17 protein-coding genes are annotated in these 21,932 nt (G+C 65.3%); 10 read left to right on the top strand and 7 right to left on the bottom strand.

All coding sequences use genetic code 11. The annotated features are described in order from the left end of the window. Positions 1–18 precede the first annotated feature (18 nt). The 3 genes from PTT45_RS13620 to gcl are packed head-to-tail and all read right to left on the bottom strand — an operon-like array spanning position 19 to position 3,537. Positions 19–915, bottom strand: a complete 897-nt coding sequence (locus PTT45_RS13620; protein WP_273813865.1) for a 2-hydroxy-3-oxopropionate reductase — start codon at positions 913–915, stop codon at positions 19–21. 15 nt (positions 916–930) lie between these two features. Beyond that, positions 931–1,713 (bottom strand): hydroxypyruvate isomerase, encoded by a 783-nt coding sequence (gene hyi, locus PTT45_RS13615; protein ID WP_273813864.1) that lies wholly within the window; start codon positions 1,711–1,713, stop codon positions 931–933. A 48-nt stretch (positions 1,714–1,761) separates the two neighbouring features. Beyond that, on the bottom strand, positions 1,762–3,537 hold the full coding sequence (gene gcl, locus PTT45_RS13610) for a glyoxylate carboligase (protein WP_273813863.1): 1,776 nt from the start codon (positions 3,535–3,537) through the stop codon (positions 1,762–1,764). A gap of 244 nt (positions 3,538–3,781) precedes the next feature. On the opposite strand from gcl, the gene PTT45_RS13605 reads away from it, so the two are divergent. Further along, positions 3,782–4,219, top strand: a complete 438-nt coding sequence (locus PTT45_RS13605) for a GlcG/HbpS family heme-binding protein (protein WP_043310525.1) — start codon at positions 3,782–3,784, stop codon at positions 4,217–4,219. A gap of 8 nt (positions 4,220–4,227) precedes the next feature. Here PTT45_RS13605 and PTT45_RS13600 read toward each other — a convergent pair whose 3' ends face one another. Next, positions 4,228–4,845, bottom strand: a complete 618-nt coding sequence (locus PTT45_RS13600) for a TetR/AcrR family transcriptional regulator (RefSeq protein WP_273813860.1) — start codon at positions 4,843–4,845, stop codon at positions 4,228–4,230. 197 nt (positions 4,846–5,042) lie between these two features. Here PTT45_RS13600 and moaA point away from each other — a divergent pair, with 197 nt between their 5' ends. From moaA to PTT45_RS13575, 5 genes are all read left to right on the top strand, one after another. Next, positions 5,043–6,038, top strand: a complete 996-nt coding sequence (gene moaA, locus PTT45_RS13595; RefSeq protein WP_273813859.1) for a GTP 3',8-cyclase MoaA — start codon at positions 5,043–5,045, stop codon at positions 6,036–6,038. Between the two features lie 157 nt (positions 6,039–6,195). Further along, on the top strand, positions 6,196–7,554 hold the full coding sequence (locus PTT45_RS13590; protein WP_273813858.1) for an 8-oxoguanine deaminase: 1,359 nt from the start codon (positions 6,196–6,198) through the stop codon (positions 7,552–7,554). Between the two features lie 78 nt (positions 7,555–7,632). Beyond that, on the top strand, positions 7,633–8,457 hold the full coding sequence (locus tag PTT45_RS13585; protein ID WP_273813857.1) for a substrate-binding periplasmic protein: 825 nt from the start codon (positions 7,633–7,635) through the stop codon (positions 8,455–8,457). Between the two features lie 500 nt (positions 8,458–8,957). Next, positions 8,958–9,767, top strand: a complete 810-nt coding sequence (locus PTT45_RS13580) for an outer membrane protein OmpK (RefSeq protein WP_273813855.1) — start codon at positions 8,958–8,960, stop codon at positions 9,765–9,767. A 131-nt stretch (positions 9,768–9,898) separates the two neighbouring features. Continuing rightward, positions 9,899–11,410: a nucleobase:cation symporter-2 family protein gene (locus tag PTT45_RS13575; RefSeq protein ID WP_273813854.1), complete on the top strand. Its 1,512-nt coding sequence runs from the start codon at positions 9,899–9,901 to the stop codon at positions 11,408–11,410. A gap of 70 nt (positions 11,411–11,480) precedes the next feature. On the opposite strand, the gene PTT45_RS13570 is transcribed toward PTT45_RS13575, so the two are convergent. Next, positions 11,481–12,812, bottom strand: a complete 1,332-nt coding sequence (locus PTT45_RS13570) for an aminotransferase-like domain-containing protein (RefSeq protein WP_273813852.1) — start codon at positions 12,810–12,812, stop codon at positions 11,481–11,483. 82 nt (positions 12,813–12,894) lie between these two features. Here PTT45_RS13570 and PTT45_RS13565 point away from each other — a divergent pair, with 82 nt between their 5' ends. Both PTT45_RS13565 and PTT45_RS13560 read left to right on the top strand, forming a co-directional pair. Further along, positions 12,895–13,791 (top strand): DMT family transporter, encoded by an 897-nt coding sequence (locus tag PTT45_RS13565; RefSeq protein ID WP_273813851.1) that lies wholly within the window; start codon positions 12,895–12,897, stop codon positions 13,789–13,791. 315 nt (positions 13,792–14,106) lie between these two features. Continuing rightward, a complete protein-coding gene (locus PTT45_RS13560) occupies positions 14,107–14,472 on the top strand; it encodes a hypothetical protein (protein ID WP_273813850.1) in 366 nt (121 codons plus the stop codon). A 39-nt stretch (positions 14,473–14,511) separates the two neighbouring features. On the opposite strand, the gene PTT45_RS13555 is transcribed toward PTT45_RS13560, so the two are convergent. Then, the gene (locus PTT45_RS13555; RefSeq protein ID WP_273813849.1) at positions 14,512–17,094 is read right to left on the bottom strand and encodes a PAS domain S-box protein; all 2,583 of its coding nucleotides are present in this window, start codon (positions 17,092–17,094) and stop codon (positions 14,512–14,514) included. A gap of 304 nt (positions 17,095–17,398) precedes the next feature. Between PTT45_RS13555 and katE the strand changes: the two genes are divergently transcribed. Continuing rightward, positions 17,399–19,525, top strand: a complete 2,127-nt coding sequence (gene katE / locus PTT45_RS13550; protein WP_273813848.1) for a catalase HPII — start codon at positions 17,399–17,401, stop codon at positions 19,523–19,525. 216 nt (positions 19,526–19,741) lie between these two features. Beyond that, positions 19,742–20,599: an SDR family oxidoreductase gene (locus PTT45_RS13545; RefSeq protein ID WP_273813846.1), complete on the top strand. Its 858-nt coding sequence runs from the start codon at positions 19,742–19,744 to the stop codon at positions 20,597–20,599. A gap of 52 nt (positions 20,600–20,651) precedes the next feature. Here the strand turns inward: PTT45_RS13545 and PTT45_RS13540 are convergent, their stop codons facing one another. Continuing rightward, positions 20,652–21,917 carry a zinc-dependent alcohol dehydrogenase gene (locus PTT45_RS13540; RefSeq protein WP_273813845.1) on the bottom strand — a complete coding sequence of 422 codons (1,266 nt, stop codon included), beginning with the start codon at positions 21,915–21,917 and terminating at the stop codon, positions 20,652–20,654. Between the last annotated feature and the right edge of the window lie 15 nt (positions 21,918–21,932).

Genomic DNA, 21,932 nt, shown 5'->3' with positions numbered 1-21,932 from the left:
ATGGGCGAGGGGGTGTTCTTACTCACCGCGAATGTTGAAGTTCGCCATATGCTCCAGGCCCTTGATCAGCGCGGAGTGGTCCCAGTTGCTGCCACCGATGGCGGCGCAGGTGCTGAACACCTGTTGGGCGTTGGCGGTGTTGGGCAGGTTCAGGCCCAGCTCCTTGGCGCCGGACAGGGCCAGGTTGAGGTCCTTCTGGTGCAGGCTGATGCGGAAGCCCGGATCGAAGGTGCCCTTGATCATGCGCTCGCCGTGTACGTCGAGAATCTTCGAGCCGGCGAAGCCGCCGGACAGCGCCTCGCGCACCTTGGCCGGGTCGGCGCCGTTCTTGGCGGCGAACAGCAAGGCTTCGGCGACGGCCTGGATGTTCAGGGCGACGATGATCTGGTTGGCGACCTTGGCGGTCTGGCCATCACCGTTGCCACCGACGCGGGTGATGTTCTTGCCCATGGCCTGGAACAGCGGCAGGGCGCGTTCGAAGGCGTTCGGGCAACCACCGACCATGATCGACAGGGTGGCGGCCTTGGCGCCGACTTCACCGCCGGACACCGGAGCGTCCAGGTAGGCGGCGCCGGTGGCCTTGACCTTCTCGGCGAATTTCTTGGTCGCGGTTGGCGAGATCGAGCTCATGTCGATCACTACCTTGCCGGCGCCGGCGCCGACGCCTTCGGCGATGCCGTCCTTGCGGAACAGCACGTCTTCGACCTGCGGAGTGTCCGGCACCATGACGATGATGAACTCGGCTTCCTGGGCGACTTCCTTCGGATTGGCCAGGGCGATGCCGTTGTCACCGACCAGCTCGGCCGGGGCCTTCTCGAAGTGCTCGGAGAAGAACAGGGTGTGGCCTGCGTTCTGCAGGTTCTGCGCCATGGGTTTGCCCATGATGCCGGTGCCGATGAATCCGATCTTGGCCATGTGAAATACCTCTTGTTAGATGGCGTTATGGGTTTTCAGCCAGCCGAGGCCGGCGGCAGTGGTGGTCTTGGGCTTGTATTCGCAGCCGACCCAGCCCTGGTAGCCGATGCGGTCCAGGTGCTCGAACAGGAAGCGGTAGTTGATCTCGCCGGTGCCCGGCTCGTTGCGGCCCGGGTTGTCGGCCAGCTGCACGTGGTTGATCACGGCCAGGTTGCCTTCCACGGTGCGGGCGAGGTCACCTTCCATGATCTGCATGTGGTAGATGTCGTACTGCAGGTACAGGTTGGCGCTGCCCACGGCCTCGCGGATTTCCAGGGCCTGCTTGGTGGTGTTCAGGTAGAAGCCCGGGATGTCGCGGGTATTGATCATCTCCATGACCAGGCGAATGCCGGCGGCCTCGAGCTTGCTGGCGGCGTACTTGAGGTTGTCGACGAAGGTCTGGCGCACGGTGGCGCAGTCGTAGCCCTGCGGGCGGATGCCGGCCAGGCAGTTGATCTGCTGGTTGCCCAGCACCTGGGCATAGGCGATGGCCTTGTCCACCCCAGCGCGGAATTCCTCGACCCGGCTCGGGTTGCAGGCGATGCCGCGCTCACCAGCGGCCCAGTCGCCGGCAGGCAGGTTGAACAGCACCTGCGTAAGCGCATTGGCGTCCAGCTGAGCCTTGATCTGCTCGGCCGGGTAGTCGTAGGGGAAGAGGTATTCGACACCGCTGAAGCCGGCTTCAGCGGCGGCGGGGAAGCGCTCCAGGAAGTCCACTTCGGTGAACAGCATGGACAGGTTGGCGGCAAAACGGGGCATGTCTTGGCTCCTTGAAACGGCCCCTCTGCGCGAGAGGGGCGCATGGGTTCAGTCCAGCAGCGAGATGGCGGTCGGGGCGTCGATGCCGCGCGCGGCCAGCTCCTCGAACTCGTTGATCGCGTTGATCTCGGTGCCCATGGAAATGTTGGTGACGCGCTCGAGGATCACCTCGACCACCACCGGCACGCGGAACTCGGCCATCAGGCGCTTGGCTTCGGCGAAGGCGTTCTGCAGCTCGTTCGGGTCGAACACGCGGATCGCCTTGCAGCCCAGACCCTCGACCACCGCGACGTGGTCGACGCCGTAGCCGTTGATCTCCGGTGCGTTGATGTTCTCGAAGGCCAGCTGCACGCAGTAGTCCATGTCGAAGCCGCGCTGCGCCTGGCGAATCAGGCCCAGGTAGGAGTTGTTCACCAGCACGTGGATGTACGGCAGGTGGAACTGCGCGCCGACGGCCAGCTCCTCGATCATGAACTGGAAGTCGTAGTCGCCCGACAGCGCCACCACCTGGCGCGACGGGTCGGCCTTGACCACGCCGAGGGCCGCCGGAACGGTCCAGCCCAGCGGGCCGGCCTGGCCACAGTTGATCCAGTGGCGCGGCTTGTAGACGTGCAGGAACTGCGCGCCGGCGATCTGCGACAGGCCGATGGTGCTGACGTAGCAGGTGTCCTTGCCGAACGCCTCGTTCATTTCCTCGTACACGCGCTGCGGCTTGACCGGCACGTTGTCGAAGTGGGTCTTGCGCTGCAGGGTGCGCTTGCGCTCGCGGCAGGAGTCGACCCAGGCGCTGCGGTCCTTCAGCTTGCCGGCGGCTTTCCATTCGCGGGCGACTTCGAGGAAGGCATCCAGCGCGGCGCCGGCGTCGGAGACGATGCCCAGGTCCGGGTTGAACACGCGGCCGATCTGGGTCGGTTCGATGTCCACGTGGATGAACTTGCGGCCCTCGGTGTAGACCTCGACCGAGCCGGTGTGGCGGTTGGCCCAGCGGTTGCCGATGCCGAACACCAGGTCGGACTCGAGCAGGGTGGCGTTGCCGTAGCGGTGCGAGGTCTGCAGGCCGCACATGCCGGCCATCAGGCGGTGATCATCGGGGATGGTGCCCCAGCCCATCAGGGTCGGGATCACCGGCACGCCGGTCAGCTCGGCGAACTCCACCAGCTTGTCGGAGGCATCGGCGTTGATGATGCCGCCGCCGGCGACCAGCAGCGGGCGCTCGGCCTCGTTGAGCATGCTCAGGGCTTTCTCGGCCTGAACGCGAGTGGCGCTCGGCTTGGCCAGCGGCAGCGGCTCGTAGCTGTCGATGTCGAACTCGATCTCGGCCATCTGCACGTCGAACGGCAGGTCGATCAGTACCGGGCCGGGGCGGCCACTGCGCATTTCATAGAAGGCCTTCTGGAAGGCGCGCGGCACCTGGCCTGGCTCCATCACGGTGGTGGCCCACTTGGTCACTGGGCCGACGATGCTGGTGATGTCGACGGCCTGGAAATCTTCCTTGTGCATGCGTGCACGCGGCGCCTGGCCAGTGATGCAGAGGATCGGGATGGAGTCGGCGGAGGCCGAGTACAGGCCGGTAACCATGTCGGTGCCGGCCGGGCCGGAAGTGCCGATGCACACGCCGATGTTGCCCGGGTTGGTGCGGGTGTAGCCCTCGGCCATGTGCGAGGCGCCTTCGACGTGACGAGCCAGAACGTGGTCGATACCGCCGACCTTCTTCAGCGCTGCGTAGAAGGGGTTGATCGCCGCGCCAGGGATGCCGAACGCGGTGTCTACGCCTTCACGGCGCAGTACCAGCACTGCGGCTTCGATTGCTCTCATTCTGGCCATTTATTGTTCCTCTATACCAGTAAAAGTGTATACAAAACGTTGTGCGGCAGATTCTATTCACGGCTCTCGACGAGGGTCAAGCGCTGCTGGTGAGGAAAGCATTTTGTTTTGAAACGGCCGTTTCAATTGAGGTGTGGCGTGTTTGTGATTTATCTGCTCGTATAAATGTATACAAAATACAGATTAAATGTGTGTAATCGATGGCGCCGCGTTCCGCCTCGCCGTCCTACAAGGAGCTTCGACCATGCCTCAACTGAACCTGGAAACCGCCCTGGGCATCGCCAGCCAGGCGTTCACCACCGCGCGCGAGCTGCGCACGGCGCCGCTGACCGTGGCTGTGCTGGACGCGGGCGGGCATCTGATCTGTCTGCAGCGTGAAGATGGCGCGAGCATGCTGCGCCCGCAGATCGCCATCGGTAAGGCGTGGGGCGCGATCGCCCTGGGCAAGGGCTCGCGCCTGATCGCGGCCGACGCCCAGCAGCGGCCGGCCTTCATCGGCGCGGCCAATACCCTGGCGGGCGGCAACCTGGTGCCGGCGCCGGGTGGCGTGCTGATTCGCGATCAGCTAGGCGAGGTGATTGGTGCGGTGGGAATCAGCGGCGATGCGTCGGATGTCGACGAGCGCTGCGCGGTGGTCGCGCTGGAGGCCATGCGCCTGCAGGCCGACCCCGGGGTGGCTTGAGTCTAGGTTCAGCCGGCGATGGGCTGCACTTCGCAGCCCTTGAGCACCAGGCGGGTGATGGTCTCGGCGGCGGCCTCGTAGTCGGCGGCGCTGAGGCTGGTCTTGCCGGTGACGATGGAGATCTGCCAGTCGAAGTCGGCATAGGTCTGGGTTGCGGCCCAGATGCTGAACAGCAGGTGACTGGCATCGACCTTGGCCATCAGGCCCTGGTCGATCCAGCGCTCGATGCAGCCGATGATGAACCGCGCCTGGGCGTTGAGCTGCTCGGTGCGCTCGGCGGAGAGGTGCGGTGCACCATGCATGATCTCGCTGGCGAATACCTTGGAGGCATAGGGCAGGTCGCGGGAAATGGCGATCTTGGTGCGGATGTAGTCGCGCAGGACGCGCTCGGGGTGACCGTCTTCGTCGAACGGCTGGGAAGCCTCGAGGAGTCGCTCGATCACGCTCTCGAGCACCTCGCGGTAGAGGTTTTCCTTGGACTTGAAGTAGTAGTAGACGTTGGGTTTGGGCAGGCCGGCCTTGTCGGCGATGTCGTTGGTCTTGGCGGCGGCGAAGCCCTTGTCGGCGAATTCCTGGCTCGCGGCTTGCAGGATCAGTGCCTTGTTGCGCTCGCGAATACTACTCACATGGTCTCCTTGAATGACTCGTCCATGGCCCAGGAAGGCCGCCCGGCGAGGGTTTGGCATGGTAGCACCGGCCTCGCGGGGCTCTCAAGCAAGGTGCTGGATGAATTTCCTGTATACAAAAACAATAACTTCTGTTTCCATTCTTCGGCGCCTACGACAGCGGTAATCGCCACTGCGTATTGCGACAGGCTCAAGCCATGCAAGACCCACAGCTGATCGACCCATTCGGGCGCCGGATCACCTACCTGCGATTGTCGGTCACCGACCGCTGCGACTTTCGCTGCACCTACTGCATGAGCGAGGACATGGTCTTCGCTCCTCGTGCGCAGATCCTCACCCTGGAAGAACTGCATGCCGTGGCCGATGCCTTCATCGGTCTGGGGGTGAAGCGCATCCGCATCACCGGCGGTGAGCCGCTGGTACGCAAGAACCTGCTCTCGCTGCTGACGCGCCTCGGTGCGCGCGACGAGCTGGAAGACCTGGCCATCACCACCAACGGCTCGCAGCTGGCGCATATGGCGCCGGCCCTGCGCGAGGCGGGGGTGAATCGCCTGAACATCAGCCTGGATTCCCTGCAGCGCGAGCGCTTCGCCGCCTTCACCCGGCGCGACAGCCTCGACCAGGTGCTGCAGGGCATCGAGGTCGCCCGTGCTGCCGGCTTCCGCCGCATCAAGCTCAACACGGTGGTGCAGAAGGGCCGCAACGACGACGAGGTCGAGGACCTGGTGGCCTTCGCCGTGGCCCGCGGCCTGGATATCAGCTTCATCGAGGAGATGCCGCTCGGCAGCATCTCCAGTCACGAGCGCAAGGTCACCCTGTGTACCTCCGATGAGGTGCGCGAACGTGTCGCCAGCCGCTTCCAGCTGCTGCCCAGCAGCCACCGCAGCGGCGGCCCGTCGCGCTACTGGCAGGTGCTCGGCAGTGACACCCGGGTCGGCTTCATCTCGCCGCACAGCCGCAACTTCTGCGGCGAGTGCAACCGCGTGCGGGTCACCGCCGAGGGCAAGCTGGTGCTGTGCCTCGGCCATGAGGGCGCGCTCGATCTCAAGGCGCTGCTGCGTCGCCATCCCGGCGATAGCGAGCGGCTGCGCGCGGCGCTGATCGATGCGCTGCGGCTCAAGCCCGAGCGCCATTACTTCGAGGCGGACCAGCAAGTGCAGGTAGTCCGCTTCATGAGCATGACCGGCGGCTGACCGACGCCCTCGGAGCCGCTCTGGCGGCGTTGCGTCATCTCGCCGTACTACTCGTACTGTCTTCGATGACGCGCCTTGCCATAGCAGCCCCGATGACGCCGGTCCCGCCTTCCCATCGTAGAAATTTGTTCGCCCAAAGGGGCCAAGGAACGCACACATGCCCAAGACACTACTGGTAAAGAACGCCGAACTGCTGGTGACCATGGATGGCTCGCGCCGCGAGATCAAGCGTGGTGGCCTGTACATCGAGGACAACCTGATCAAGCAGGTCGGCCCCTCGGATGAGCTGCCGCAGAGCGCCGACGTGGTGCTGGACATGACTGGCAAGGTGGTCATCCCCGGCCTGGTCAACACCCACCACCACATGTACCAGAGCCTGACCCGCGTGGTGCCGGCGGCGCAGGACGGCGAGCTGTTCAACTGGCTGACCAACCTCTACCCGATCTGGGCGCGGCTGACCCCGGAGATGATCTCGGTGTCGACCCAGACGGCCATGGCCGAGCTGATCCTCTCCGGCTGCACCACCTCCAGCGACCATCTGTACATCTACCCCAACGGTTGCAAGCTGGACGACAGCATCCACGCCGCCGGCGAGATCGGCATGCGCTTCCACGCCGCGCGCGGCAGCATGAGTGTCGGCCGCAGCCAGGGCGGCCTGCCGCCGGATTCGGTGGTGGAGAAGGAGGCCGACATCCTCAAGGAGTCGCAGCGCCTGATCGAGGACTATCACGATGCCTCACACGGCTCGATGCTGCGTGTGGTGGTGGCGCCGTGCTCGCCGTTCTCGGTGAGCCGCGACCTGATGCGCGAAGCGGCGGTGCTGGCGCGCAGCTACGGCGTGTCGCTGCACACCCACCTGGCGGAGAACGTCAACGACATCGCCTACAGCCGCGAGAAGTTCGGCATGACCCCGGCCGAGTACGCCGAGGACCTGGGCTGGGTCGGCCATGACGTGTGGCATGCCCACTGCGTGCAGCTGGACCAGCATGGCATCGAGCTGTTCGCCCGCACCGGCACCGGCGTTGCCCACTGCCCGTGCTCGAACATGCGCCTGGCCTCGGGCATCGCGCCGATCCGCAAGATGCGTGACCACGGCGTGCCGGTCGGCCTGGGTGTCGACGGCTCCGCCTCCAACGACGGTGCCAGCATGATCGGCGAGGTACGCCAGGCGCTGCTGCTGCAGCGCGTCGGCTTCGGCCCGGATGCGATGACTGCCCGCGAGGCGTTGGAGATCGCCACCCTGGGTGGCGCCAAGGTACTCAACCGCAACGATATCGGCGCCCTGGCGCCGGGCATGGCCGCGGACTTCGTGGCCTTCGACCTCGGTCACGTGGCCTACGCCGGCGCCCACCATGACCCGCTGGCGGCCCTGGTGTTCTGCACCCCGACCCATGTCGACACCAGCGTGATCAACGGCCGCGTGGTGGTCAGTGGCGGGCGGGTCACCACCGTCGACCTGCCGCGGGTGCTGGAGCGCCACAACCAGCTGGCGCGGCAACTGGTCACCGGCGAATAACCCTGTGCGCATGCGCCGTGGGCTTCTGGCTCGCGGGGCATGCGCACGCCTACCCGAAACGAAAACAAGGAGAAGGTCATGAAACCTCGGGTATTCGGCTGGCTTGCCGCCAGTCTGTTGTGCGCCGACGGCGCACTGGCGCAGACCTATGTGGTCGGCGTCGAGCAACAATCCTTTCAACCGCATTACTGGCAGGACGAGAAGGGCGAGTACCGCGGCTTCGCCCGCGAAGTACTGGACCTGTTCGCTCGCGAGGCTGGCATCGAGCTGCGCTACCAGGCGTTTCCGGTCAGCCAGCTGACGCAGCAGTTGCTCGATGGCAACGTCGACTTCAAGTACCCGGACAGCCCGCGCTGGGCGCTGGGCGCCAAGCAGGGTTCCGGCGTCGCCTACAGCCAGCCGGTGGTCGGCTATGTGGACGGCGTGCTGGTCGCGCCGCAAAAGCTGGGGCAGGGCGTGGAGCACTTGCAGCGCCTGGCGCTGGTCGAGGGCTGGACGCCAGGCGACTACCAGGAGCGCATAGCCGCGGGTAAGACCCAGCTGGTTCGCGCCGCCGATCTCAAGCAGATGCTGCGCCTGGCCATGCGCGATGAGGCGGAGGGCGCTTACTACAACGTGGTGGTGGCGACCTACTACCTGGACAACATCCGCACCCGGCCGGGCGCGTTGGTGTTCGACCCGGCGTTGCCGCACAGCCGCGGCAGCTTCCATCTTTCCAGCGTGCGGCAGCCGCAGCTGCTGAAGCGCTTCGACCAGTTCCTGGCAGCCAAGGCCAGCGAGATCGTGGCGCTCAAGGAGCGTTATGGCGTGGAAACCGGCCTGAATTCCGAGTATCTCGGCCTGGAACAATGGAAGGTCGACTTCCTCAAGCGCCAGAAAGAAAAGCAGGCGCAGAGCAAGTAAACAGCTGTTTGGATAAATGTATACATTCCTGTATCAAAATATTGTTTGAGCTGTTTACAGGGTGTATAACAGTTAAAAGCTGAATTTGAAGTCAAGCTTTACCGATGACGTAACGCATGGGTGTCCGTGAAACACCCAACTAAGCCCACGACCGAAAAAAACAATAGGCAGGCTTTACCCATGAGTTCATCCGTCTTTCACGGAGCTAGCTCCGTTTCCCGCCAGGGGCCGGCCGCCCAGCCAGGCCTCGTCCCGATCCTGTTCCCTGCCGTTGTCAGCGCCACGCTGAGCCCATTGCCAGGCTTGCTGCGCAGGCTGCCCGTGCCTGGTGCAATGCTGCGCCGCACACCTCGCCAGGTCGCACCAATGCGGTGCCAACAAGCCAGCCAGCAGGCCGGCTGAGCCGCCCCATTTCCCTATCACCTGTCTGCCAGCCGCTCGCCGTGGAGGTCGGATCGTGGACGGGACAACTGCAACCTCAAAACAATAAGGACATCACCATGCAACTGCGCTATCTGCCCCATTCCCTGGCGCTCGCCGCCACCTGTCTGGCCGCCGCCCCGGCATCGGCCGAGGACCTGCTGCACTGGCAGAGCAACAGCCTGACCTACCTCTACGGCCAGAGTTACAAGGTCAACCCGAACATCCAGCAGACCCTGACCTTCGAGCATGCCGATGGCTGGAAGTACGGCGACAACTTCTTCTTCTTCGACAAGATCTTCTACAACGGCGAAGACGACGCGCAGGCCGGCAGCAACACCTACTACGGCGAGTTCCAGCCGCGCCTGTCGATGGGCAAGATCTTCGACCAGAAGCTCCAGTTCGGCCCCGTCACCGACGTGCTGCTGGCCATGACCTACGAGTTCGGCGAGGGCGACACCGAGTCCTACCTGATCGGCCCGGGCTTCGACCTGGCCATCCCCGGCTTCGACTTCTTCCAGCTCAACTTCTACAACCGCACCACCGACGGCAGCCGCGCCGGCGACGACGTCTGGCAGATCACTCCGGCCTGGAGCTACACCATCCCGGTGGGCGACTCCGACGTGGTCATCGACGGCTTCATGGACTGGGTCGTGGACAACGACGAGAACAGCCGCGGCACCTACCACGCCAACCTGCACTTCAACCCGCAGATCAAGTACGACCTGGGCAAGGCCATGGGGTGGGGCGCGAAGCAGCTCTACGTCGGTATCGAGTACGACTACTGGAAGAACAAGTACGGCATCGACAACGACAGCTTCCTGGGTGACGAGATTCTCGGCGGCACCGACCAGAACACCTTCAGCTGGATCGCCAAGGTGTTCTTCTAAGGCTGCTGGCTGTAGCGCCACGTGCATTCGTTGGGATGCACGTGGCATGGAATGTGTATACAGAAATGATCTGATTGTGCGCCAGTACGTGTTGTGAGACGCGCCAGAACAACAAACGCGAGCAACTGAACATGACTTCTTCCGCTTCCCCTCGTCCAGAAGACGAAAACCTCGGCATCGGAGCCAACCTGGCCTACGGGCTTCAGCATGTGCTCACCATGTACGGCGGTATCGTCGCCGTCCCGCTGATCGTCGGCCAGGCCGCCGGTCTCTCTTCCGCCGACATCGGCCTGCTGATCGCGGCATCGCTGTTCGCCGGTGGCCTCGCCACCTTGCTGCAAACCCTGGGGCTGCCGTTCTTCGGCTGCCGACTGCCGCTGGTTCAGGGTGTGTCCTTCGCCGGCGTGGCAACCATGATCGCCATCATCGGCAGTAACGGCGCGGGCGGTTTCCCCGCGGTGTTCGGCGCGGTGATCGCCGCCTCGCTGATCGGCCTGCTGATCACGCCGGTGTTCTCACGCATCACTAAGTTCTTCCCGCCGCTGGTGACCGGGATCGTCATCACCACCATCGGCCTGACGCTGATGCCGGTGGCGGCGCGCTGGGCCATGGGTGGCAACAGCTCGGCGCCGGACTTCGGCAGCACGGCCAACATCGGCCTGGCCGCGTTCACCCTGGCCACCGTGCTGCTGCTCAGCAAGCTGGGCAGCGCGAGCATCTCGCGCCTGTCGATCCTGCTGGCCATGGTCATCGGCACCCTGGTCGCCGCCGGCTTCGGCATGACCGACTTCTCCCAGGTGCTCGAAGGCTCGCTGATAGCACTGCCGCAACCGCTGCACTTCGGCCCGCCCGAGTTCCAGGTCGCGGCCATCCTGTCGATGCTGATCGTGATCATCGTGACCATGGTCGAGACCTCGGCGGACATCCTCGCCGTCGGCGAGATCATCGAGACCAAGGTCGACTCCAAGCGCCTGGGCGACGGCCTGCGTGCGGACATGATCTCCAGCGCCCTGGCGCCGCTGTTCGGCTCCTTCACCCAGAGCGCCTTCGCGCAGAACGTCGGCCTGGTGGCCGTGACGGGCGTGAAGAGCCGCTACGTGGTGGCTACCGCCGGCCTGATCCTGGTCACCCTCGGCCTGCTGCCGGTGATGGGCCGCCTGATCGCGGCGGTGCCTACCTCTGTGCTCGGCGGCGCCGGCGTGGTGCTGTTCGGTACCGTCGCGGCCAGCGGCATCCGCACCCTGGCCCAGGTGGACTACCGCAACAACATGAACCTGATCATCGTCGCCACCTCGATCGGCTTCGGCATGATCCCGATTGCCGCGCCGACCTTCTACCACCACTTCCCGGCCTGGTTCGAGACCATCTTCCACTCGGGCATCAGCTCGGCTGCGATCATGGCGATCCTGCTCAACCTGCTGTTCAACCACCTGCGTGCCGGCAACTCCGACCAGCAGTCGGTGTTCGTCGCTGCCAGCGAGCGCACCCTGCGCTATCAGGACGTGGCCGCCCTCAACGAGGGTGACTACTTCCGTGACGGCAAGCTGTTCGATTGCGATGGCAAGGAAGTGCCAATCCTGGAAGGCGGCGAGGGAGAGCACGCATCCCGGACCCGCAAGCGACAGGCCGAGCACGCTCATTGATGAGCCTTGGCTAAAAAAGAGCGGCGCAGATGCGCCGCTTTTTCATGGGCGACTGCTTTTCACCACAGCGTCATGAGTGGAAGCGGACCACCGACGCCACCCGCTGCAGGGCGGGCTCCAGCGCCGGCATGTCGACCGAGCCGAGTGCCAGCCGAATCGCATGGGGCACATGCAGCGACGTAGCGAACGGCTCTGCCGTGGAGACGGATATCTGCTCCTGCATCAGCGCCATCGTGATCCGGTCGGCGCGTGCTTCTTCGGCCAAGGGCAGCCACAGGAAGTAGGAGCTCGGATGGCTCACATAGCGGATGCCTTCGAGTGCCTTCGCCGCCAGCGTCTGGCGCGCCTGCGCATCCCGACGCTTTTCCACTTCGAGCCTGGCCACCGTGCCGTCATCCAGCCACGCCGTGGTGATGGCGGTGAGGATGCCGGGTGTATTCCAGGTGGTGGCGCGAATCGCCCGCTCCAGGCTCGCGATCAGCCGGGCTGGAGCCGCGATGAAGCCAACCCGCAGCCCCGTCGCGACGCTCTTCGAGAAGCCTGAGACGTACACCGTGCGCTCCGGGGCGAGCTGAGCGACAGGCGGCGGGGCAGCCTCGACCAGATAGGCATAGGCCGCATCCTCGATGATCGTCAGGTCATGTTTTCTGGCGATGGACACCAGGCGCTCCCGCTCGCCCAGCGGCATCACCCAGCCAAGCGGGTTGTGCAGGGTCGGCATGCTGTAGATCGCGCGAACGGGCCTGCTGGTGCAGAGGCGTGCCAGTGCGTCGAGGTCGGGGCCGTTTGCCGATGAAGGCAGCGCGACCACCTCCAAGTGCAGGGTGTCGGCAAGGACCTTGAAGCCCGGATAGGTCAATGCGTCGGCGGCGATGACGTCACCCGGCCGCAGCAAGCCCATCAACGTCACCGCCAGGCCATGCTGGGCACCATTCACCAGCAGGACACGGGATGGCTCGGTGATAAGGCCGCGATCCAGCAGGTGGCGAGCCACCGCGGAACGCTCATGCAGCCGGCCGCCGTGGGGCTGATAGCGCAGCAGGGCTTCGAGGTCGCCCGACAGCGCCAGTTGCCGCAGCGCCGTGCGCAGCAGCTCGGCCTGGCCGGGCAGGGCGGGGTAGTTGAAGTTGAGGTCGATCATCCCGGCGGCGACATCCTGCTGATCGATGCCGTGGCCCTGCGGCAGGGACGTTTCGCGAACGAAGGTACCGCGCCCGGTCTCGCCACTCACCAGTCCCATCTGCTCAAGCTCCGCGTAGATACGGCTGGCGGTGACCAGCGCGATGCCTTGCGTCTTCGCCAGCTCGCGGTGGGTGGGCAGGCGAGAGCCGGGCGGAAGTTTGCCGGCGCGGATGTCGGCGGCAAGGGTGTCGACGACGGCTTTGTAGCGCGACCGTGGCATGGGAGCGTATCCAGTACAATTTTTTGATTGTATCGCTGGCCGGATCCTACGCTGCTTTCACCCCAGCAGCGAGGTACGCACCGTGAGCGGCACAAGCAACTTATCCGGTCAGGTCGGTGACAAGAGCGCCAGTGGCTGGCTCAACGGACTCATCGGCGTGCTGATCTTCAGTGGTTCGCTGCCGGCTACCCGAGTCGCGGTCATGGAGTTCGATCCGCTCTTCCTGACGGTCGCGCGCGCGACCATTGCCGGCCTGCTGGGGCTGGCTCTGCTCCTGCTGTTCAGAGAGAAACGCCCGACCCATGGCCAGATCATTCCGTTGGCCGTGGTGGCGCTGGGGGTGGTGGTCGGTTTCCCGCTGCTAACGGCGATGGCACTGCAGTACGTAACCTCCGCCCACTCCATCGTCTTCCTCGGCCTGCTGCCTCTCGCCACCGCGGCTTTTGGTGTACTGCGCGGTGGTGAGCGGCCGCGTCTGGCCTTCTGGATTTTCTCCATCCTCGGCAGCCTGCTGGTCGTCGGCTTTGCCGTCTCTCAGGGCCTGACGGCATCGCCCCAGGGCGATGTGCTGATGCTGCTGGCGATAGTGGTTTGCGGGCTGGGGTACGCCGAGGGGGCCAAGCTGTCGAAGGTGCTTGGCGGCTGGCAGGTGATTTCCTGGGCTCTGGTGCTGTCGCTGCCGGCCATGGCTGCGCTGGCGCTGTACCAGATGCCGGCAAGCTTCTCGGGCATCTCGGCCCCTGCCTGGCTCGGCCTGGCATACGTCTCCTTGTTCAGCATGCTGATCGGCTTCGTGTTCTGGTACCGCGGCCTGGTCCAGGGCGGCATTGCTGCGGTGGGGCAACTGCAGCTGCTGCAGCCGTTCTTCGGCCTCGCGCTGGCCGCGACCCTGCTGCACGAGAGCGTGAGCAGCGGGATGCTGGGCGTGACGGTCGGCGTGATCCTTTGCGTCGTCGGGGCGAAGAAGTTCTCGCAGTGACGAATGGTCGAAAGGCGCAGCGGCTGTGTGGGCGAGGCGGCATCTGTACTGATCTGGCGGCAGGCTGGGAGCCGTCTCGCTGCGCGCTGCAGACCGCAGGTTTCAGCAGATGTTCATGGACGGAGGCGCCATTGGGGCGTACAACCTGAAGGGGAAGGCTAGACTCATGCCAGTCGCTTCCACATTCCCGCCCAGTTTCTAGATTGTTCAGCTAGCACAGCAACGTCGCTCTCCAGCTGAAGACCTGACTAAGAACGTGGTTCACCCACCGGAGCAGCCCAACGAAGGGTCGCTCGCACTTAGAACGGTATTCCCATGAAATCGCTCACCCGCGAGCGGTACGAGGTTCCGCTCGTACAGCCGGAGCTTTCGCTTTTTCTGGATGTGCTGCTGCATCAGCGCAGGATTCTGCTAGTCAACGTGATCCTCAACGAGACCACTCAGGCCGTGTACTACCCATCGCCCGAAATCGACATGCTGCCCAACGAGGCGGAGCGGGCATGCCGGATGGCGCTGGGGCATTTCAGGTCGAAGTCGTACCTCTACACCCAGGACCGGCGCAGCATTCTGCGGCGCAGCGTGCTTCTGCTGAATCCCCTGGGGCCGCTGTATGAGGGAGTTCTGCTCAAACTCCTGGCGGGGGCGCCGAGCGAGGCCGCGACGGTGCTGAGCGAGCGCTAAGCTGCCCGGCCAGGCAATGCGCCGAAGGGCAAGCGCCGCTCAGCCCGCGTTGCGCAGAAGCTCCAGGAGGCGTGCGGCGATTTCGGCCCGGCGGAAGGGCTTGGCCAGCATGTCGAAGTCATGCATCTGCGCCGGTGAGAGATTCGAATAACCCGTGGTGACCAGTATCGGAAGGCCAGGCATGCGTTGGCGCAGTTCGTGGGCCAGCTGGATGCCGCTCTTCTCCGGCATGATGTGATCGGTGACCAGCACATCCGGCACCAGGCCATCGTCGAGCATCTGCAGCGCGGCGGCGGCCGAGGCCGCTTCGCTGACCAGGTAGCCGAGGTCCTGCAGCTGCAGGGCGGTGGTGCGGCGCACTATCTCTTCGTCATCGACCAGCAAGACCAGGGCAGGGCGCGGCGCCTGCGGCACGTCGTCGGGCTCGGCCCCTTCGTTCTGCGCATGCTCTTCGGTAATGGGTAGCCAGATGCTCACCTGGGTGCCGCGGCCCACCTCGGAGGTGATGCCCAGGCCACCGCCGGACTGCGCGGCCAGGCCCTGCGCCATGGACAGGCCCAAACCTGTGCCTTTGCCAACACCCTTGGTGGAGAAGAACGGCTCAGCGCAGCGCTGCAGGGTGTCCTCGTCCATGCCGTGGCCGTTGTCATCGACGATGAGGCACACATAGCGCCCGGCGCTCAGCCCCTTCACCCGCCCGGTGGGCACCACATCCACCGCTGCGCTGATCTTCAGCCGGCCGCCATCGCTCATGGCATCGCGGGCATTGAGGGCCAGGTTGAGCACGGCCAGTTCCAGCTGGTGGGCGTCGACGATCACCGCCGGCAGCCGGCCGGGAATGCTGATCACCACTTCTATCGTCGGTCCCAGCGAGCGGCTGATCAGCTCTTGCATGTCATTGACCAGCGTCTCCAGGGTCACCGCCGAGGGCTTCAGGGTTTGCCGCCGGGCGAAGGTCAGCAGCCGGCCGACCAGGATGCGGGCCCTGTCGGCGGTTTGCAGCGCGCCGTCGACCAGGTTCCTCGAGCGCTCGTCATCCAGGCGCCGGCGAATCAGATCCAGGGTGCCCATGATCGGCGTCAGCAGGTTGTTGAAGTCGTGGGCGATGCCGCCGGTGAGCTGGCCGATGGTCTCCATCTTGCGCGCCTCGTGCAGCTGCGCCACGGCGGCCTCGCGCTGGGCGACTATCGCGGTGACGCGCTCTTCCAGGCTCTCGTTCAGCTCGCGCAGCTCCGCCTCGGCGCGCATGCGGGCGCTGATGTCCATGCACACGCAGAGCGTGCTGGTGCTGTCGCCCTGGGCGTCCATCAGCGGGGTGATCTGCTCCTGCACCCAGACCGGCGAGCCATCGGGGCGGGCGTAGCGCTGGGTGATCTCCAGCGGCACCAGGTCTGCGTGGCTGCGCTCGGCGGCGGGCTGGTGGGCATGCCTGTCATCGGGATGGAGAATGTCGCGCATGCGCAGCCCGAGGAGTGCCTCGCGTGTGCGGCCGACTATCTCGCAGTAGCGGTCGTTGACCCGGGTGAAGCGTCCGCCGCTGTCGCACACGGCGATGCCGGCGCTGGTCTGGTCGAACATGGCTGACATCTGCGCGGAATTGGCGCGCAGGGCCGCCTCGGCGCGGGCGTGGCTGATGGTGCCCCAGATCAGCTTGGCGGCCTCCTGGGCCAGGCGCAGCTCGCAGTCGGTGAAGGCGTGGGCCTGCTGGTAATGGATGGCCAGCATCGCCTCGAGGGCGCCATGGCGGACCACCGGGACGTACAGCGTCGCGGCCAGGTCGAGGTCGGCGCACAGTGTGGCCTCGGCAATGCTCAATCCGGATTCATTGGCAAGATCGCTGCGGCTGATGCTCTGCCCGGCCTGCAGCGAGGCCAGCAGGCCGTCGCCGAAGTCCCGGTAGCGATGCACCCCGACGGCCGAGCGCAGGCCCGGCGAATGATCCTGATACACGCTGAAGCTGACGCCGTCGGCGTTGTCCTCGCCGAAGAAGACCCGCGAGGCGCCCAGCACGTCGGCGAGGCGGTACACCGCCGTGGCTTCGATTGCGTCCGGCTCGACGATGCTGGGCAGGGCCTGGCCGAGTTCCAGCAGGAAGGCCTGGCGGCGCTCGAACTGCACGCGCTCGGTGGTCTCGGTGACGATGCACAGTACGCCGCCGACTGCGCCGTCCACCTCGCGTACCGCCGAATAGGAAATGTCGAAATAGGCGGTCTCGCCCAGGCCGTGGCGCTCGATGTAGAAGGGCCGGTCCTTGGCCGAGAAGGTCTGGCCGCTCTCGTACACGCCGCGCAGCAGCGGCTCGAGGTCATCCCACAGCTCGCTCCAGTTCTCGATGGCCGGTCGGCCGAACGCCCTGGGGTGCTTGGTGCCAATGGTGGGTGTGTAGGCGTCGTTGTACAGGGCGACGAACTGCGGCCCCCAGAACAGCACGATCTGCGCCTGGGTGGGCAGTACCGTAGCCATCAGTGTTTTGAGGGCGACCGACCAATCGGCAGGGTGGCCAAGGGGGGAAGTAGTCCAGTCGAGGTGATGCAAGAGATCGTCGACGCTACATCTCGCCTGCCCTGAGTCGGGACGGTCGAGAGGGGCTCGGTCGGATTCGATATCGAACAGCAGGTCCATGTCTTCGCTCAGATGACGGCGCTGAAAATCCTAGGTCACCCGATAGGAAAGCGCAGGAGTGCCTTGCGTTCCATCGAAATGATGATGTGCCGCCTGGATTGAGCTATCGGCCATTGCGGCAGCAGGCTCGCCAACCAGAGGAAGTTTCACATATTCGCGAGTCGTTGAAGGCGTTCGGAGCCGCTGCGCATGGGCCTTGTAGCGCGGTTTCGCTGCAGCGCAACGCTGGCGAAAATCGCTAGAACCTCCGCCGCACACCCTCCTCAGAACTAGGTAGCCAGTTCAGCCATGAGGAGAAAAAACCATGTCAGCCAAGCAGCGCCCCAGCCAGGCAGCGGGCACCGATACCACCGATCGCGGCAACAGCAATGCCAAGCTGGAGCAGCTCGAAACCTGGCGCCAAGACGCCACCGATGAGGCCCTGACTTCCAACACCGGGGTCAGGGTCGCGGACAACCAGAACACGCTGAAGGCCGGCGAGCGGGGCCCCTCGCTGCTGGAAGACTTCCTGATGCGCGAGAAGATCACCCACTTCGACCACGAGCGTATTCCCGAGCGTGTGGTACACGCCCGCGGCGCGGCGGCCCACGGCTATTTCCAGGTCTACGAGCCCTTGAGCGAGATCACCAAGGCCGACTTCCTCAACCACCCCGAGAAACAGACGCCGGTGTTCGTGCGCTTTTCCACCGTGCAGGGCCCGCGCGGCTCAGCGGACACGGTGCGCGATGTGCGCGGCTTCGCCACCAAGTTCTATACCGACGAGGGCAACTTCGACCTGGTCGGCAACAACATGCCGGTGTTCTTCATCCAGGACGCGATCAAGTTCCCCGACTTCGTCCATGCGGTGAAGCCCGAGCCGCACAACGAGATCCCCACCGGCGGATCCGCCCACGACACCTTCTGGGACTTCGTCTCGCTGCAGCCGGAGTCTGCGCACATGGTGCAGTGGGCCATGTCCGATCGCGGCATCCCGGTGGCCTACCGGGCCATGCAGGGTTTCGGCGTACATACCTTCCGCCTGATCAACGCCGAGGGGCGCAGCGTGTTCGTCAAATTCCATTGGCGGCCGCTGTCCGGCACCTACTCGCTGGTGTGGGACGAGGCGCAGAAGCTGGCCGGCAAGGACCCGGACTTCAACCGCCGGCAGCTGTGGGAGGACATCGAGAGCGGCGACTACCCGGAGTGGGAGCTGGGCCTGCAGGTGATCCCCGAGGAGGACGAGCACAAGTTCGACTTCGACCTGCTCGACCCGACCAAGCTGGTACCCGAGGAGCTGGTGCCGGTGCAGCTTGTCGGCAAGATGGTGCTCAACCGCAACCCGGACAACTTCTTCGCCGAGACCGAGCAGGCCGCCTTCCACATCGGCCATGTAGTGCCCGGCATCGACTTCAGCAACGACCCGCTGTTGCAGGGCCGGCTGTTCTCCTACACCGACACCCAGCTGTTGCGCCTGGGCGGGCCGAACTTCAACGAGCTGCCGATCAACCGGCCGCTATGCCCGTTCCACAACAACCAGCGCGACGCACCGCACCGGCAGACCATCAACAAGGGCAGGGCGGCCTACGAGCCCAACTCCATCGATGGCGGCTGGCCCAGGGAGACGCCGGAGGCCGCCAGCGGCGGAGGCTTCGCCTCGTATCCGGAGCCGATGAGCGGGGTGAAGCTGCGCAAGCGTGCCGACTCCTTCGCCGATCACTTCTCCCAGGCGCGGCTGTTCTGGAACAGCATGGCGGCGCACGAGCAGGAACACATGATCGCCGCCTACAGCTTCGAGCTGGGCAAGGTGGAGAGTCGCGAGATCCGCGAGCGCGAGCTCAACCAGATACTCGCCAATATCGACCTGACGCTGGCCTCGCGAGTGGCGGAGAACCTCGGCTTGCCGGCACCGAGCGCCGGTACCGTTGCGCCCGCGCAGAGCTCGTTGCAGGCGTCGCCGGCGCTGAGCCAGGCCAATCTGCTGTCGGGCAACATCCGCTCGCGCAAGGTGGCGATCCTGCTGGCCGAGGGCGCTAATGCCGACGACATCAGCCACATCATCGGCGTGCTCACCGGCGAGGGCGCGACCACCAAGCTGATCGGCCCGACCTCTGCGGCGGTGAAGACCAGCGACGGCAACACCCTGCTGCCGGATGCCACCTTCGACGGCCTGCCTTCCATCGCCCTGGACGCGGTGTTCGTACCGGGCGGAGTGGCCAAGGCCCTGCAGGCAAACGGCGCCGCGCTGCATTACCTGCTGGAGGCCTACAAGCACCTCAAGGCCATCGCCCTGTGCGGTGATGCGGGCGACCTGGCCAAGCTGCTGCGGCTGGAGGCGGACGAGGGGTTGCTTACGGCGGCCAAGGCGTCCGACCTGTGCAGCAAGCTGGTCAAGGCCATGGCCCAGCACCGGGTCTGGGCGCGTGAGCCTAAGGCCAAGGCCATTCCGGCCTGATCGAGCCTGCCCGCGCCTGCGCGGCGCGGGCGGCATCTACCGGCCGGCGACCGAGTAAAACCTTCTGCGCCGGGTGGCGGTCGACTGACTGATAAGGCGCTCGACGCAGCGCATCGCTTCCTCACCAGTGAAGAGGCGCCTGGACAGGCCAGCCGGCAACGCGAAACCCGCCCGGCATGGCGCCGTACTCCCTTGAGCCATTTGGAGAAACACCAGATGAACGACAGACAGACGCTGCCACCGCAGCACCAGGACATTCCCCACGGCAGCGAGGAGCAGATGGAGCCGCCGCCGATCTACATCAACGCGCACTACCGCGCCGCCGGGAAGCTGGAAGGCAAGGTGGCGATCATCAGCGGTGCCGACAGTGGCATCGGTCGGGCGGTTGCTGTGCACTTCGCCGAGGAGGGCTGCGACATCGTCCTGCTCTACCTCGACCGCCATGAGGACGCCCGCCACACCCAGGCGGAAATCGAGAAACGCGGCCGCCAGGTTCTGCTGCTGGCCGGCGACGTGGCCGACGCGGGGTATTGCCGGCGCATCATCGACGAGACGATTGCCCGCTGGGGGCATATCGACATCCTGGTCAACAACGCCGGTGAGCAGCACCCGCAGCCGGAGCTGGAAGACATCAGCGAGGCGCAGTGGGAGCAGACCTTCCGCACCAACATCTTCGCCATGTTCCAGCTGACCAAGGTCGCGCTGCCGTACCTGAAGCAGGGGGCGTCGATCATCAACACCACCTCGATCACCGCCTACAAGGGCAACGCCATGCTGCTGGACTATTCGTCCACCAAGGGGGCGGTGACCACCTTCACCCGCTCGCTGGCGCTGAACCTGGCCAAGCGGGGCATCCGTGTGAATGCCGTGGCGCCCGGCCCCATCTGGACGCCGCTGATCGCCTCGACCTTCCCGGCGAAGAAGGTTGCCACCTTCGGCTCGGAAACTCCGATGCAGCGCCCCGGCCAGCCGGCAGAGGTAGCGCCGGCATTCGTCTACCTGGCCAGCAACGACGCCTCCTATGTCAGCGGCCAGGTGCTCCACGTGAATGGTGGCTCGGTGGTGAACGGCTGAAGGAGGGCAGCCAGCCCGCTGAAGGGCTGGCCTGCGTTTCAGGAACGGGGATTCAGGACTTGCCGAGCGCTTGGTCGAGGCGCTCTTCCTCGATGCGCTCCTCGCTGCCCACGCCAAGGTGCATCTGCGGGTGCAGCTCGACCTTGATCCAGCCCTGGTCGCGGCGATCGAAGGCCTTGAACGCCTCGATGGCGTCGTTCATCGGCTTGATCTGGGTAAGGATCTTCGCCGGGTCGATGCGCCGTTCCAGTACCAGGTCGATCAGCCGCGGGATGTACTTGCGGTGGTGGCAATTGCCCATGTTGATGGTCAGGTTCTTGCCCATGGCAGTGCCGATGGGGAAGTGCCGCGCCTGCACCGGATACACGCCGATGATCGACAGCGTGCCGGCCTTGTCCAGCGCCTCTACCGCCCACTGCAGCGCCTGACTCGGCGCCGTGCCGGGGTGCCAGTTGGCGCCGTCCGGATGAGTCTTGGGCGCGACGGCCGCCATCTCCTCGCGGAACGCGCTGACCTGCTGCGCGCTGGCGTGGCAGGAACATTCGGCGTCTACGCCGACGGCATCGATGGCGCGGTCCACGCCTATGCCATTGGTCAGGCGGCGCAGGGTCTGCACCGGGTCTTCCTGATCGAAATCGATCACTTCCGCGCCTTGCTGGCGGGCCATGCGCAGGCGGTCTTCGAGGTGGTCGATGGCGAACACCCGCGCCGCGCCCAGCAGTTTGGCGCTGGCGATGGCGAACTGGCCGACCGGGCCGCAGCCGAACACCGCCACGGTATCGCCCGGGGTTATCTCGGCCATCTCGGCGCCGAAGTAGCCGGTGGGGAAGATGTCCGACAGCAGGATCGCCTGGTCGTCGCTGATCTCGCTGGGCAGCTTCACCAGGCCGATATGGGCGAAGGGAATGCGCGCTTTCTCCGCCTGCAGCCCGTGGAACGGGCCGGTGGCCGAGGGGCCGCCATAGAAGGCCGTGCCGGCCTCCTTGCCGTTGGGATTGGCGTCGTCGCATTGGGCGTAGTAGCCGGCGCGGCAGTAGGAGCAGTTGCCGCAGGCGATGGTCGAGGGGATCACCACCCGGTCGCCGACCTGCAGGTTGCGCACGTCTTCACCCAGGGCTTCGATGATGCCGACGCCCTCGTGGCCGAGGATGGTGCCACTGGCCATGCCGCTGACGGTGCCACGCACGAAGTGCAGGTCGGTGCCGCAGATGGCCGAGGCGGTCAGGCGCACGATGGCGTCGGTAGGGGCTTGCAGGGTGGGTTCGGGCACGTCGTCGAGGCGGATGTCGCCCACGTCATGGAATACCACGGCTTTCATATCGTTCTCCGTCTC

It is taken from the genome of Pseudomonas sp. Gutcm_11s (assembly GCF_028649395.1).
Taxonomy (GTDB): domain Bacteria; phylum Pseudomonadota; class Gammaproteobacteria; order Pseudomonadales; family Pseudomonadaceae; genus Aquipseudomonas.
The sequence above is the reverse complement of the archived record's forward strand: the minus strand, read 5'-3'. Positions and strand labels throughout refer to the sequence as shown.